The sequence below is a fragment of the Streptomyces sp. NPDC007162 genome, assembly GCF_040634175.1.
Taxonomy (GTDB): Bacteria; Actinomycetota; Actinomycetes; order Streptomycetales; family Streptomycetaceae; genus Streptomyces.
Genome location: NZ_JBEYFC010000046.1, coordinates 15,940 through 30,509, shown reverse-complemented (window position 1 = coordinate 30,509; position 14,570 = coordinate 15,940). Strand labels below are relative to the sequence as shown.

The 14,570-nt window shown below is 71.3% G+C and carries 11 protein-coding genes and 1 pseudogene; 5 read left to right on the top strand and 7 right to left on the bottom strand.

From position 1 onward, the window contains the following. Positions 1-297 (top strand): annotated as a pseudogene (locus ABZ646_RS08355) (M56 family peptidase); the annotation flags it as partial. 19 nt (positions 298-316) lie between these two features. Here the strand turns inward: ABZ646_RS08355 and ABZ646_RS08350 are convergent. Both ABZ646_RS08350 and ABZ646_RS08345 read right to left on the bottom strand, forming a co-directional pair. Continuing rightward, on the bottom strand, positions 317-2,659 hold the full coding sequence (locus ABZ646_RS08350; protein ID WP_360514455.1) for a glycosyl hydrolase family 65 protein: 2,343 nt from the start codon (positions 2,657-2,659) through the stop codon (positions 317-319). Then, on the bottom strand, positions 2,656-3,390 hold the full coding sequence (locus ABZ646_RS08345) for a beta-phosphoglucomutase family hydrolase (RefSeq protein WP_360514452.1): 735 nt from the start codon (positions 3,388-3,390) through the stop codon (positions 2,656-2,658). Before ABZ646_RS08345 ends, ABZ646_RS08350 begins: the two co-directional genes overlap by 4 nt. A 76-nt stretch (positions 3,391-3,466) precedes the next feature. Between ABZ646_RS08345 and ABZ646_RS08340 the strand changes: the two genes are divergently transcribed. Next, a complete protein-coding gene (locus ABZ646_RS08340; RefSeq protein WP_360514449.1) occupies positions 3,467-4,147 on the top strand; it encodes a nucleoside/nucleotide kinase family protein in 681 nt (226 codons plus the stop codon). Further along, positions 4,144-4,497, top strand: coding sequence for an antibiotic biosynthesis monooxygenase (locus tag ABZ646_RS08335; protein WP_360514446.1), 354 nt, complete (start codon positions 4,144-4,146; stop codon positions 4,495-4,497). The genes ABZ646_RS08340 and ABZ646_RS08335 overlap by 4 nt, the downstream gene beginning before the upstream one ends. 31 nt (positions 4,498-4,528) lie before the next feature. Here the strand turns inward: ABZ646_RS08335 and ABZ646_RS08330 are convergent, their stop codons facing one another. Genes ABZ646_RS08330 through ABZ646_RS08315 form a run of 4 tightly spaced genes read right to left on the bottom strand, consistent with a single transcriptional unit; the run spans position 4,529 to position 9,931 of the window. Next, positions 4,529-6,346: a hypothetical protein gene (locus ABZ646_RS08330; RefSeq protein WP_360514443.1), complete on the bottom strand. Its 1,818-nt coding sequence runs from the start codon at positions 6,344-6,346 to the stop codon at positions 4,529-4,531. 53 nt (positions 6,347-6,399) lie between these two features. Continuing rightward, complete coding sequence (locus ABZ646_RS08325) at positions 6,400-8,118, bottom strand: hypothetical protein (RefSeq protein ID WP_360514440.1); 1,719 nt, start codon at positions 8,116-8,118, stop codon at positions 6,400-6,402. Between the two features lie 2 nt (positions 8,119-8,120). Then, on the bottom strand, positions 8,121-9,023 hold the full coding sequence (locus tag ABZ646_RS08320) for a carbohydrate ABC transporter permease (RefSeq protein WP_360514438.1): 903 nt from the start codon (positions 9,021-9,023) through the stop codon (positions 8,121-8,123). Beyond that, positions 9,020-9,931 (bottom strand): sugar ABC transporter permease, encoded by a 912-nt coding sequence (locus tag ABZ646_RS08315; protein WP_360514435.1) that lies wholly within the window; start codon positions 9,929-9,931, stop codon positions 9,020-9,022. Before ABZ646_RS08315 ends, ABZ646_RS08320 begins: the two co-directional genes overlap by 4 nt. 12 nt (positions 9,932-9,943) lie before the next feature. Here ABZ646_RS08315 and ABZ646_RS08310 point away from each other — a divergent pair, with 12 nt between their 5' ends. Both ABZ646_RS08310 and ABZ646_RS08305 read left to right on the top strand, forming a co-directional pair. Then, complete coding sequence (locus ABZ646_RS08310) at positions 9,944-11,341, top strand: LCP family protein (RefSeq protein ID WP_360514432.1); 1,398 nt, start codon at positions 9,944-9,946, stop codon at positions 11,339-11,341. A gap of 227 nt (positions 11,342-11,568) precedes the next feature. Beyond that, a complete protein-coding gene (locus tag ABZ646_RS08305) occupies positions 11,569-13,212 on the top strand; it encodes an LCP family protein (RefSeq protein ID WP_360514429.1) in 1,644 nt (547 codons plus the stop codon). A 306-nt stretch (positions 13,213-13,518) separates the two neighbouring features. Here the strand turns inward: ABZ646_RS08305 and ABZ646_RS08300 are convergent, their stop codons facing one another. Further along, a complete protein-coding gene (locus ABZ646_RS08300) occupies positions 13,519-14,553 on the bottom strand; it encodes a glycosyltransferase family 2 protein (protein ID WP_360514426.1) in 1,035 nt (344 codons plus the stop codon). Positions 14,554-14,570 lie beyond the last annotated feature (17 nt).

Here is a 14,570-nt window from a genome sequence, read left to right as displayed (position 1 = left end):
GCCTCTCGGGGGCCGCGCAGCGCCCCCCCGCAGGCCGCCCCCCCCGTCGGCGACCGGGCGACCACCGCCCGCGCGCTGGCCCGCGCCGCCCTCAGCGCGGGCCGCCCCCGCCCGTCCTGCGCCCTGAACTTCACGGACCGCGCGGTGACCCGCCGCATAGCGGCCCTGCAGACCGCCCCACCGCCCCATCGCTGGCCGACCGCGGTGCCCGTGCTCGCGCTCGGCGCAGTGGCGGCCGTGTTCGCAGCCGACGCGACGAGTGACCTGGCGGGCCTCCTTTTCAACGCCCTCACCTGAACGCGCCCCTGAAGAACCCTCACGTCGGCCGATGCGGTGACCGGTGCCGCGGCTGGCGCGGAACCGGGCCGGGGCGGGCCGGCGGGACCGCCCGCACCGCTGGGCTGTCCGTGTCGACGGTGACCGGCTCGCCGTGGTGGTGGACCGTGAGCGGGGGCCCGTCGAGGAGGGTGTACGTCGCCTTGTCCGCCCCGATCTCCACCCGCAGCCTGCTGCCCCGCAGCTGCAGGTTGAAGGCGAGCCTGCGCAGCCGCTCCGGCAGCCGCGGGGCGAACCGCGCGCCGTCGTCGTAGTGGCGCAGTCCGCCGAAGCCTGCCACCAGGGCCATCCAGGTGCCGGCCAGGGAGGCGATGTGCAGTCCGTCGCGGGTGTTGTGCTCCAGGTCGTCCAGGTCCATCAGGGCGGCCTCGGCCGTGTAGGCGTGGGCGAGCGTCAGGTGTCCGGCCTGGGCGGCGACCACGGCCTGGCAGCAGGCGGACAGCGAGGAGTCGCGCACGGTCAGCGGCTCGTAGTACGCGAAGTTGCGGGCGATCTGCTCGTCGTCGAAGTAGGCCTCGCAGGTGTACATCGCAAGGACCAGGTCGGCCTGTTTCACGACCTGTTTGCGGTACAGGTCGAAGTACGGGAAGTTCAGCAGCAGCGGGTACTGCTCGGGGGCGGTGTGCTCGAAGTCCCAGCGCTGGTAGCGGGTGAACCCGGCGTGCTGTTCGTGGACGCCCAGTTCGTGGTTGTAGGGGATGTGCACGGCCTCCGCGGCGTCCCGCCAGGCGGCGGACTCCTCCGCGTCGACGCCGAGCCGGGCGGCCTCCCGGGGGTGGCGTTCCACGGCGTCGGCTGCGGCCAGCAGGTTCGCCCGGGCCATCAGGTTGGTGTACGTGTTGTCGTCGGCGACGGCGCTGTACTCGTCGGGTCCGGTGACGCCGTCGATGTGGAAGGCGCCGCGGCTGTCGTGGTGGCCGAGCGAGCGCCACAGCCGGGCGGTCTCCACGAGCAGTTCGACGCCGGTGTCCCGTTCGAAGTCGGTGTCGCCGGTGGCGGCGACGTAGCGGACCACCGCGTCGGCGACGTCGGCGTTGACGTGGAAGGCGGCGGTGCCGGCCGGCCAGTACGCGGAACCCTCCGAGCCCGCGATGGTCCGCCAGGGGAACGCGGCCCCGGCCAGGCCCAGTTGGGTGGCGCGTTCGCGGGCCGCGGGCAGTGTGCTGTGCCGCCAGCGCAGCGCCTCGGCGACGGCGCCCGGGGCGGTGTGGGTGAGGACGGGCAGGACGAACATCTCGGTGTCCCAGAAGGCGTGCCCGTCGTAGCCGGAGCCGGTGAGGCCCTTGGCGGGTATCGCCCGCTGTTCGGCGCGGGCGCCGGCCTGCAGGACGTGGAAGAGGGCGAACCGGACGGCCTGCTGGACCTCCTCGTCGCCGTCCACCTCCACGTCGGCTCGGGACCAGTAGTCGTCCAGGTAGCCGCGCTGTTCCTCGGTGAGCCCCTGCCAGCCCTCGTGCGCGGCGGCGGCGAGGGCCGCGTCCACCTGGTCGGCCATCGCGGGCAGCGAACGCACCCCGGACCAGCCGTGCGCGACGAACTTCTCCACCCGCAGCCGCTGCCCGGGTTCCAGTACGGAGGTGACGGTCAGCCGGGCCACGTCCACGCCGCTCTCGGAACGGGTCATGGTCCGCTCGGGGCCGAGGACCGTGTGGTCGGCGGCGACCGCGACCCGCAGTCCGCTGCGTTTCGTGCGGTGCACCAGACGCAGCCGGTGCCCGTCGGCGAAGCCGTCCTCCTGCTCCAGCGGCGACTGCAGGGCCTGCGCCGCGCGCGGATCGCCGTTCGCCCCGGGGAGTTGCTCGTTGGCGACGAGTTCGGACTGGATCACGATCCGGCAGCGGTCGACGGCCTCCACCTCGTAGGCGACGGCGGCCACCGCCCGCTGGGTCAGGGACACCAGCCGCGTCGAGCGCACCCGTACGGTGGAGCCGGCGGGCGAGGTCCACTCGCAGGTCCGTTCCAGGACGCCCCGGCGCAGGTCCAGCACCCGCTCGTGGGTGACGAGCCTGCCGTAACGCAGGTCGAAGGGTTCGTCGTCGACGAGCAGCCGCAGGATCTTGCCGTTGGTGACGTTGATGACGGTCTGCCCGGACTCGGGGTAGCCGTAGCCGGCTTCGGCGTACGGCAGCGGGTGCACCTCGTGGACGCCGTTGAGGTAGCTGCCGGGCAGCCCGTGCGGTTCGCCCTCGTCGAGGTTGCCGCGCCAGCCGACGTGCCCGTTGGACAGCGCGAACACCGACTCGCTCTGGGCGAGCACGTCGAGGTTGAGCGCGGTCTCGCGGACCGCCCAGGGCTCCACGGCGTACGACCGTTGGGTGATCACTCCTTGCCTCCCAGTTCGGAGAGGTCCTTGACGACCGTGTCCGCGCCGTGTGCGTACAGGGCGTCCGTCTGCCCGACGCGGTCCACGCCCACGACGTACCCGAAACGGCCCGCGCGGCCCGCGTCCATCCCGGCCAGGGCGTCCTCGAAGACGGCCGACCGGGACGGCTCGACGCCGAGGTCGTGGGCGGCGGCCAGGAAGGTGTCCGGGTGCGGTTTGCCGGGCAGGTGCCGCTCGGCGGCCACGACGCCGTCGATGCGGACGTCGAAGAAGTGCTCGGCGCCGATCGAGCGGAGCACGTCACGGCAGTTGGCGCTGGAGGAGACGATCGCCGTGCGCAGTCCCTGCGCCCGGACCGCCTCCAGGTAGCGCAGGGTGCCGTCGTAGGCCTCGACACCGTCGGTGCGGATCTTGGCCAGGAGCAGTTCGTTCTTGCGGTTGCCGAGGCCGTGCACGGTGGGCGCGTCCGGTGGGTCGTCCGAGGTGCCCTCGGGCAGGTGGATGCCGCGGGAGTCGAGGAAGGCACGGACACCGTCGGCCCGCGGGCGGCCGTCGACGTACTCGTCGTAGTCGGCGGACGGGTCGAAGGGCCGCTGGCCGTCGTAGCCGCGCAGGAAGGCGTCGAACATCTCCTTCCAGGCCGCCGCGTGCACGACGGCGGTTCTGGTCACGACCCCGTCGAGGTCGAAGAGACAGGCCTGGATGGTGTCGGGCAGCCCGAGTGCAGTCATGTCCGGCATCTTCCCCACCTGACGGCGGCGAGAGGGTGGCGTGCGCCACATCCCGGGCCGGTGGCACACTTTTTGCGTGCCGCTGACTTTCGACGACCTCCTCGACCGCGCCCGCTCGCTAGCCGCGCGCGGTCCCCGCGCCCTCCTCGGCGTCGCGGGCAGCCCCGGTGCCGGCAAGACGACCCTCGCCGAACATCTGGTGCGGGAGCTGAACGGCACGGGTGAGCCGTGGGTGGCCCGGGTGCCCATGGACGGTTTCCATCTGGCCGACGCCGAACTGGACCGGCTGGGCCTCAGGGACCGCAAGGGTGCGCCCGCGACCTTCGACGCGGCCGGGTACGCGGCGCTGCTGCGGCGGCTGCGCGAGGACACCGACGACGTGGTGTACGCGCCGGGCTTCGAGCGGGTGCTGGAACAGCCGATCGCGGGTGCGATCCCGGTCCCGCCGACGGCCCGGCTGGTGGTGACCGAGGGCAACTACCTGCTGCTCACGGACGGTTCGTGGGCACGGGTGCGGCAGGCGCTGGACGAGGTGTGGTTCTGCGAGATCGACGAGGCCGAGCGGGTGCGGCGGCTGGTCGCCCGGCATGAGGAGTTCGGCAAGGGGCACGAGGAGGCGGTGGCCTGGGTGGCGGGCACCGACCAGCTGAACGCGGACCTGGTCGCTGCCACCCGGGACCGGGCGGACCTGGTGGTACCGGAGACGGCGCTGCCCGCTGGCCCACGGGCGGCGGGCCACCGTACGGTGACGCCATGAGCGATCACCTCCGAGCACCTGTCGCGCCCGTCGAGGCCTTCGAACCCCCCTATTACGTGGCCGTGTTCAGCACGGTACGGACCGAGGACCAGAGCGGTTACAGCGAGACCGACGCCCGCATGGAGGAACTGGTGAAGGACATCCCCGGGTACCTGGGGATGGACCACGCGCAGACCCCCGGCGGGCTGGGCATCACCGTCGGGTACTTCCGCGACGCCGACGCCCTCACCCGGTGGCGGACCGACGCCGAACACCGCGCGGCGCAGCAGCGCGGCCGGGCCGAGTGGTACCAGAGCTACACACTGCACGTGGCGAAGGTGGAACGCAGCCACGGGTTCACGCGGGCCTAGTGCCGCGGCACCAGGTGCCGCCCACCCGGAACTAACGTCCGGCGAGGGCCAGTCGCGGGGCGCCGTGGTCGTCGTCTGGTCCGAGGTCCGCCGTGAACCGCTCGGTGCGCACCGTCAGGTCGCCCTCGAACGACGGGGTGAAGTCCCCGCCGGGTCCGTACCGTACGGCGAACACGTGCAGGTGTTCCGGTGCCCGCGGCGCCGGTTGGGCCTCGTAGGCGCTGGAGGAGACCAGGTGGCGCCAGCCCTCGTCCGGGTCGCCGTACCCGCGCGGGTCGGCGGCAAGGGCGAACGCGGCCTGTTCCTGGGTGAGTTCGGCGCGGGCGTCGAAGTGGTCGGCGCCCTGCCGTTCGGGATGCGTCAGGCGCAGGGCGCCCGCGGAGGCGACCTGGGCCTCGGCGATCCGGCGGACCCGGTCGCCGTCGTCCGCCGCGTACGGCAGCCCGGCCAGCAGGTACGGCGTCCCGTCGAGGCGTTCCACGGCCACCGTCACCCACAGGCTCGTGCCGTCCGTGACGTACAGGGAGCGCACGTGCCGCAGGACGTGGTCGCGGCCCACGACCGGCTTGGTCACCAGCTTGGCGGTCAGGCCGTCGGCGGTCACGTCCCGGACCCGGACCTCGCCCATCGGCCGGCAGTACACGAACCCGTCCAGGACCGGGCCGAAGCCGTGCTGCCGGTTCACCGCCGCCGGGAGGAGGTAGGTGCCGGCCGCCTCGACCAGGGACGGGGTCATACGGCTGTCGAAGGCCACGGAGACGGTGCCCGCGCGGAGTTGGTGGCGGGCCGGAGCGGTCGTCGGGGTGCGGTGCCAGGCGGTGCCGTCCTGGATCTGCCAGACCAGCATCCAGGCGAAGTGCCCGTCGACCCCGCCGTCCGGCTTGACCGCGTGCCGCCCCCAGCGCGTGTCGCCCCGGTAGCGGCCCAGGTCGGAGCCGATCCGGGCGCCGAAGTACCGCAGGCCGAGCACCGACTCGAAGCCGGAGTGCTGTTCGCTGTAGCGGGGTCCGCCGTTGTCGAAGCCGCCGCCCGGCAGGCGTGCGTCGATGTACCGGGCGAGCGCGTCACCGTCCTCGGCGAACATCTCCGCCCCGCTGATCCGGTGGGCCTGGGCGAGGAAGGACAGCGAGATCGGGCCGTAGTTGTTGTCGTAGGCGCCGCCGTGCTCGGGCGGCAGCAGGGCGCCCCGGTCGAGGACCCGGTGGGCCCTGATCTTCTCCGCGTACAGCGCCAGCGCCCGCTCGCGAACCGGCTCCGCTTCCTCCCGCGGCAGGTGGCGGGCCAGCATCAGTCCACCGACCACGCAGCCGATCGCCTGGTTGCCGGCCTCCTGCGGGTTGAAGAAGGTGGCCTCGGTCAGCCAGCGCCAGTAGCCGCGGGCCAGGCCGAGCAGCGCCGAGCGCTGGTCGTCCGCGACCAGGCCGTCCGCGAGGTCGAGGACGTTCACCGCCTGGAGCAGCGCCCACACGGTGCTGGGCCAGTCCCCGATCGGGTGCGCGCCGGCCGCCAGGACGTAACGGGCGTACGGGAGGCCCGAGTCGCGGACCGTGAGGTTCGGGTAGCCGGGGTTGTCCTCGGTGTAGACCCGCTCGCGCAGGTGGAAGGCGAGGCTGCGGTGCACGGCCTCGGGCAGCCGGGGGTCCCCCGCGCGGTGCCAGGCGAGGGCCAGCAGGGAGGTGATGCCGAGGGAGGTGTCGCCGATGTCGTCGTCCGCGTCGGGGTGTTCGAGGTTGCCCTCGGTGGTGAGGCGGGCCAGGGCCTGTTCGGTGACATCGGCGAGGACCGCGTCGTACGCCTCGGGGGTGTCCGGCAGGTCGTGCAGCGGGCCGAGCTGGCGCGGCAGGTGCATGGGAGGTGGTCAGCCCTTCGTTCCGGAGGTGCCCATGGCGTGGGTCGTCGGCGTCACACGGCGGGTGCGGGCCGGTGGGCGCGCAGTGCGACTCTCAGTGTCTGTGGCCCCTGCCCACCGAGGTAGACGCGGTTCCCCGTCGTCGCGTCGGTGCCGCCCACCACGGTGTGGTCCTGTCCGGGGTCGTAGCGCAGTACGTCGCCGCGGTCAGGGCCGGCGAGCGGTTCGCCCGCCTCGACGTCGACCTCGACGCGGATCTCGTCGTCACCGGCCCGGTAGGTCATCGGGCCGCGGGTCAGGCACCAGCGTCCGTCGCCGATCGGTACGGCGCCCTCCGGCGCGCCGCCCGGCCGGAAGGTCAGTTCGAGGGACCAGGGCACCGATAGCCCGCTGATGTCGATCCGCAGGTCGGCGCCGTCCTCCCGGAGGTCCACGTCGACGCGTGTGGTGTGCGAGACCTCGTCCCGGGGCCGGTCCGGGAAGGCCATCGCGGCCGAGAAACGTCCCTCGTCCGTGACGCGGTAGGCGGCGTCGTCGCGTCGCCGGTCCGGCGGCAGCGGCTGGTAGTAGGCGGCGGTGAGGGTCTCGGTGAGCCGGTAGCGGTCGTCCGCGGTCCGTTCCATGCCGGCGGCGCGGAACGGACCCAGGTCGAAGAACCCGCGCGAGAGGCGGACCGCGTCGAGGACGGCGTCGCCGGCGAACAGGCGCAGGAAGGTGGGGTTGCAGGCGAGGCCCGAGCGGATGCGCCGGTGCCCGGGCACGTCGGAGCCGCCGTACAGCACCGTGTGGGCGGTGGCCGAGGCGCGGGCGGCGAGGCGTGCCGTGGTGAGGTACCGGTCGCGGGGCAGTGTCTGCGCGGCCGGTGCGGGCAGTGCGCGGGCCAGGTCCGGGGTGAGCAGGGTCCCGGCGAGCAGGTCGGGGTCGGTGATGCCGTCGGCGGCCGCCAGCAGCGCCGCCCGGCTGAAGTCGCCCCGGCCGGTGCGGATCGCGAGCAGCCGGTAGTGCGGCAGGTAGGGCGCCAGGGGGAACGGGTGGTTCTGGTCCTGCCGACGCGAGTGGACGGTCTCCACCGTGCCGTCCGGCCTGATGAGGTCCAGGGTCGCGGTGAGGTTGCGTTCGACGGCGTCCGACAGGTCGGTGCGGCCGAGCACGTCGGCCAGCAGCAGGAGCGAGGGGTTGGAGACGTGGGCCGCGTAGTTGGCGCTGCGCTCCGAGTACAGGCCCTCCGCGTCGATGTCGACGCCCTCGGCGAGCCACTGCTCGACGCGGTCGAGCAGCCGGTCGTCCGGGAACGACCGGTACAGCCGGGCGAGCGCCGCGCACAGCTCCCAGCGGTGGTTCGGGGTGTGCACTCCACCGGTCAGGAGACTGCCGCAGGCGGCGTCGGCGATCTCGGCGAGGCCGGCCGTGACGTCGTGGAGTTCCGGGCCCGCGCCGACGGCGAGGACATGCGCGTCGCAGACGTCGTTGATGGTGAAGGCGGAGTCCGGCGGTGACTGGACGTTGTCGCCGCTGGCGAACAGCCCGGTGGCGGTCTGCGCGGCCCGCAGGGCGCGCAGCTGGGTCAGCGCGGCGGCGACGGCCCGGCCGCTGCCGTGCAGGGCCGAGTCGGGAGACCGGTAGGCGGCGACCAGGGTCTTGACCCGGCGTGCCAGGACGCGGTGGGTCACCCCGGTGGGGTCCTCGTCGGGGCCGGCCGCCAGCGGGACGGCCGGCCGGTCGGCGGCGTGGGCCGCCGCGCGGACGAAAGCGTGGTCGAGCGGGGTGGGCACGGTCAGTCCTTCAGTCCCGCGTTGATGTCGGCGCCCATCACATAGCGCTGGAAGACCAGGAAGATGACGATCAAGGGGATCATGGAGATCACCGACGCGCCGAGCAGGACCGACCAGTTGATGTTCTGGGCGCCGACGATGCTCTGGATGCCGATCTGCACGGTGAACTTGTTCGGGTCGTTGAGCATCAGCAGCGGCCAGATGTAGTCGTTCCACCGCCACTGGAAGGACAGGATGGCGAGGGTCAGCATGATGGGCCGGGAGAGCGGCACCATGATCCGCACGAAGATCGACAGTTCGCGGGCGCCGTCGATGCGGGCGGCCTCCACGAGTTCGTCGGGGACCGTCAGGAAGAACTGGCGGAACATGAAGCATCCGGTCGCGGTGAGCACGGCCGGGAGGATGATGCCGGCGAAGGAGTTGTAGAGGCCGAGGTTGCGGACGACCAGGAACTCGGGGGCGAGCATGACCTCGCCCGGCAGCATCGTGGTGGCCAGGATGCAGACGAAGAACACCTTGAGCCACTTGTTGTCGTACTTGGCCAGCGCGTACCCGGTGCAGCAGCTGACGCCCACCGTGAGGATCGTCGTGATCACGCACACGATGGTCGTGTTGATGAAGTACTGCGAGAAGTTGGCGCTGCGCCACGCCGTCAGGTACCCGGACAGGGTGGGGTGGTGCGGGACCAGCGTCAGCGGGTAAGAGAACAGGTCGCTGGCGGGCTTGAGGGAGCTGAGGATGAACCACAGCACGGGCAGCCCGTACAGGCAGGCCAGGACCCACAGCAGGGTCGTCGCGGACACCGCCCGCCGGAGCCCGCCACTGCTCGCGCCGCGGGGCCGCTTGCCGGTCACGGGCCGCGGGGAGTCCGCGTCGACCGGGCGCGGGATGTCTGTCGTTGTCATCGGTTCTCCACCCGCCGGTTGACGATCAGCTGGATGACCGCGACGGCCATCAGGATGAGCATGAGCACGAACGACGCCGCGCTCGCGTAGCCGATCTGGCCCCGTTGGAAGCCGGTCTGGTAGATGTACTGGACCAGCAGGTTGTTGGACGTCCCGGGCCCGCCGTTGTTGAGCGAGACGAAGATCGGGTACTCCTTCATCGCGTTGATCGTGTTGAGCAGGATCACGATGAACGAGGTGGGCGCGATGCTCGGCAGCGTGATGCTGATGAACTGGCGCCAGGGACCGGCGCCGTCGAGCGAGGCCGCCTCGTAGTACGACACCGGCACGTTCTTGATCGCCGCGATGAACAGCAGCATCGAGAAGCCCGTCCAGGCCCAGGAGGCCGCCATCACCACCACGAGCAGCGACAGGTCCGCGTTCGACTGCCACGGCACGGCCGCGCCGCCGAGCTTCTCGATGATGTAGTTGACCAGGCCGAAGTTCTCGCCGAACAGCCACCGCCACAGGACGCCCACGACGATGGGCGACAGCAGCCAGGGGATGAAGAAGAGGACGCGGGCCACCGACGCGCCCTTGGCGTGCTTGCTCACCAGTACGTTGGCGATGAGCAGCGAGAGCGCGAAGTTCAGCGGGACGAAGAGCACGGTGTAGAGCAGGGACCGCGTCAGCGCGTCGTAGAAGGTGGAGTCCCCGAACAGGTTGTGGTAGTTGTCCAGTCCGACGAACTGGAACGCCCCGACGCCCGTGTAGTTCGTGAAGGAGTAGACGAGCCCGATCACCGCCGGCCACACGAAGAACAGCGAGAAGAGCACGACGTTGGCCGCGATGAGGACGAGCGGCGCGAGGGTGTACCTACTGCGTCTCCTGGGCGGGCTCGCGGACACGGCCGAGGCGCGTTTTGTCATCTTCCTGACTCCGTGCTGGTCGCCGTCTCGGCCGCCGGCTACCTGTACATCAAGCACCTCAACGACAACATCACGTCCGTCTCCGACGACGGCGCGAGCACCGGTGGCTTCAGCAAGGACAAGGCGATCAACCTGCTGATCATCGGTACCGACAAGCGCACCGGCAAGGGCAACGAGGGCTACGGCGACACGGGCAGCGTCGGGCACGCCGACACCAACATCCTGCTGCACATCTCCAAGGACCGCTCGAACGCCACCGCGCTGAGCATCCCGCGTGACCTGATCGTGGACGTCCCGGACTGCCCGACCGAGCAGTCCGACGGCACCACGAAGGTCATCGCGGGCACCCAGAACGTGCGGTTCAACACCAGCCTCGGCCAGGACGGCCGTACGCCGAGCTGCACGGTGCGCACGGTGACGGAGCTGACCGGGATCCAGCCGGACAACTTCATGGTGGCCGACTTCAACGCGGTCAAGACGCTGACCGACGCGGTCGGCGGGGTCGAGGTCTGCCTCGGCAAGAACATCGACGACAAGCAGTCGCACCTGAAGCTGTCCGAGGGCACCCACAACATCTCCGGCGAGACCGCGCTGGCGTTCGTGCGCACCCGGCACTCGGTCGGTTTCGGCGGCGACCTGAGCCGGATCCAGCTCCAGCAGCAGTTCCTGAGCGCGCTGATGCGCAAGCTCAGCTCCAACTCGACGCTCTCCAGCCCGACGAAGCTGCTGAAGCTGGCCGAGGTCGGCACCAAGGCGCTCACCGTCGACTCCCAGCTGGACAGCATCGGCAAGCTGAAGGACCTGGGGCTGGAGCTCGGCAAGCTGAACCCGAAGAACCTGACCTTCACCACCGTCCCGGTGCTGGACAACCCGGCGGAGAAGGTGAAGGCGACCGTCGTGCTCAACGAGTCGAAGGCGCCCGCGGTCTTCCAGGCCATCAAGGACGACGTCTCCTTCACCAAGGTCAAGAAGAAGCAGGCGCAGGCCAGCAAGGACGCCGTGGCCGCCCGGCTGGAGGGCAGCAAGTCCGCGGCCTCCGAGGTGCGGGTGCGGATCCTCAACGGCGGGGCCCCGCCCGGCAGCGCCCAGGAGACCCTCAGCTGGCTGCAGAACGACGAGGGCGTCCTCAAGTCGGAGAACGCCGGCAACGCGCCCGCCGAACTGGCCAGGACCACCCTGGAGTACGCGCCCGCCCAGGCCGACCAGGCACGTGAACTGGCAAGCCTCATGGGCCTGTCCGGCTCGGCGATGAAGCCGGGCAAGAGCGTGGTCAACTCCCAGGGGCTGCCCGCGATCACGCTCACCCTGGGCAAGGACTTCCAGGGAGCGGGGGTCTCCCTCACCACTCCGACGAAGGCGCCGGACGTGGACAGCAAGACCACCGCGGACAAGGTGACGTGCGCCAAGTAGCGAACGGCTTTGGGCGCCCCTAAGCGCGAGGTTGTTCGCACATGGCGCCCGGTTGCTCGGAGTTGTCCTCGGGTGACAGCAAGTCACACCAAATAAGCAGGTAACCCTATGGGTCCGTCACGCGTCTAACCGAGCGCGGGGCGGACCCGTGTGGTCCGTGGGGCGTCCGACGGGGGGCGTGGCGGCGGGCCTGTGCGCGCAGGGCGCAGGGCGGGGAGGGCAGGGAGTTGACGCAGAGCGATGTGCGGGGGGAGGTGCCTGCGGTCGAGGACACGATGTCCCTCGCACCGAAGGCACCTGCCACGCCGGGACGCGACAGACGGCGCAAGGGCGGCTCGCAGGCCCCGAGCGGCTCGCAGGGCGGCCGACGGGTGCTGCGCTGGTCGACGGCCGTGCTGTCGGTGGTGATCCTCGGTACGGCCGGTGCCGGCTACCTCTACTACCAGCACCTGAACGGCAACATCCACAAGGGCCAGCGCGACAGCGGTGACGCCAAGGCGCAGAAGAGCGCGGCCAACGCGGCCGGGCAGACCCCGCTGAACATCCTGCTGATCGGTTCCGACAGCCGCAACTCCGACGAGAACGTGAAGCTCGGCGGCGCCAAGTACGACCGGGGCAGCCCGCCGCTCGGCGACGTGCAGATGCTGATCCACCTGTCGGCGGACCGCAAGAGCGCCGCCATGGTGAGCATCCCCCGGGACACCAGGGTCGACATACCCAAGTGCACGGACCCCAAGACCGGCAAGGTGTACCCGGCGACCAACACCATCATCAACGAGTCGCTGGCCCGCGGCGGCGCCGGCTGCACGCTGGCCACCTGGGAGAACCTCACCGGGGTCTACATCGACCACTGGATCACGATCGACTTCTCGGGCGTGGTCAACATGGCGGACGCCATCGGCGGCGTCGACGTCTGCGTGAAGCAGAACGTGTGGGACCGGCCGACGGCCGCGGTGCCCGGCGGCTCCGGACTGAAGATGACGGCCGGCACGCACAAGGTGAAGGGCGAGAAGGCCCTGCAGTGGCTGCGCACCCGGCACGCCTGGGGCAGTGACCCGCTGCGGGCCAAGGCCCAGCACATGTACCTCAACTCGATGATCCGCACCTTGAAGGGGCAGAACGTCTTCACCGACACCGGCAGGCTGATGGACCTGGCCGAGGCGGCCACCAAGTCGCTGACGGTGTCCGAGGAGATCGGCACCCCGAAGAAGCTCTACGACCTGGGCATGCAGCTGAAGTCGGTGCCGACGGACCGCATCACCTCCCTGACGATGCCGAACGTCCAGGACCCGCAGAACAAGGACCACCTCGTGCCGGACGGCGCCAACGCCGACAGGATGTGGCAGATGCTCCGCGACGACGTGTCGTTCGACAAGAACGGCAAGGCCTCGGGCGCCTCCGGCGAGAAGAAGACCCGGGCGAGCGTCCCACCCGCCAAGGAGCCGTCCCTCTCCCCCGCGAGCCTCGGCGTGCTGGTGCGCAACGCCACCGGGACCGCCGCCGAGGCGCCGGTCGGACGCCGGGCCCGGACACTCGCGCAGGAACTGGCCGCCAAGGGCTACACCCGCGCGGCGGCGGACTCCTCCGCGGCCGCGGAGTCGGTGGAGAAGACCGTCGTGCAGTACCCGAGCGCCGACCTTCAGGGCGACGCCCAGGCGGTCGCCGAGGCGCTGGGGATCCCGGCGGGCCAGGTCAAGCAGACCACCGATGTGTCGGGCGTCACGCTCGTCGTCGGCTCCGACTGGCGGGACGGGACGGCGTACCCGAAGCAGTCCGCACCCAAGGCCGGTGACCTGCCCGAGAACGCCGACGCCATCAACGGCTCCGACACCAAGCAGTGCATGGACGTGTACGCCCCCTACCGCTGGTGACGCGCACGGCCGGGAGTTCACACACGTCCGCACAGGTGACTCCTGAACGCCTGCATGACACTGCCGCCGCGCTCAGGAGCCCGGAGCCCCGGGCGCGGTGGCAGGTGCGAAAGGGAGGCGGGCAGTGGTGCGCAGCAGTGTGCGGGCGGAGACGAGCGCCGGCCTCGCTCGGGCACCAAGTACACCGCCGACGACGATGACACGACCCCGGTCTCGGCGAGCGCCCTCAACGCCTCGGACACCACGGCGTGCATGCACGTCGACCCGGACTGCACCTGGTGGCCCGGGTCGTGGGACCGTCGGTGCTCAGTCGGCCGCGGGGCTGAGCACCGCCGGGCGGCGGGACGCGATGACCCGCTTCGCCAGCGACCGCGGGCTGGTCAGGAAGCCGTACCCCCACGACATGTGCATGGTGGCGAGGGCCAGCGGGATCTGCAGCCGCGCCCTGAGCGGCAGCCCCTTGCCGGCCGGGACGGACCCGGCGGCGATCGCCGCGAGATAGGCGCCGGGGACGACGAAGCCGAACGGCGTGACCAGCGCGCCCACCACGATCCCGGCCGCCATCGCGCACACCGCGGTCGGCGGGGCGAGGTAGCGCAGGTTGATGGAGCCCTCGTGGTAGCGGGCGACGACGTGCCGCCAGCGGCCGTAGTCCTTGTACTGCTTGGCCAGCGCCTTCACGCTCGGCCGCGGGCGGTACGACACCCTCAGCTCCGGCGAGAACCAGATCAGCCCGCCGGCCTCGCGGATGCGGAAGTTCAGCTCCCAGTCCTGGGCGCGGATGAACTCCTCGTTGTAGCCGCCCTGCCGCTCCAGCGCCTCACGGCGGAAGACACCCAGGTAGACGGTCTCGGCGGGCGCCGCCTCACCGCCCGTGTGGAAGGCCGCGTTGCCGACGCCGATCTTCGAGGTCATGGCCGCCGCGACCGCCTGCTCCCAGGCGTTCTCGCCCTCGGCGTGCATGATGCCGCCGACGTTCTGCGCGCCGGTCTCCTCCAGGAGCCGTACGGCGGTGGTGATGTAGTTCGGCGAGAGCATGCCGTGGCCGTCGACGCGGACCACGATCGGGTGCCGGGAGGCCTTGATCGCGGCGTTCAGCGCGGCCGGGGTGCGCCCGGTCGGGTTCGGGACGGTGTGCACACGCGCGTCCTCCGCCACGAGCCGGGCCGCTATCTCGTCCGTGCGGTCCGTGGACGGACCGAGGGCGATGACGACCTCCAGCTCGCCGGCGTACTCCTGCGCGAGGATCGCTTGGACGGCCCCGCGCAGGTGCCGCTCCTCGTTGAGGACGGGCATGATCACAGAAACTGCGGGGTGCCGCACGTCGGGCTTGGCGTTCATAGGGGGCTCACGTTACC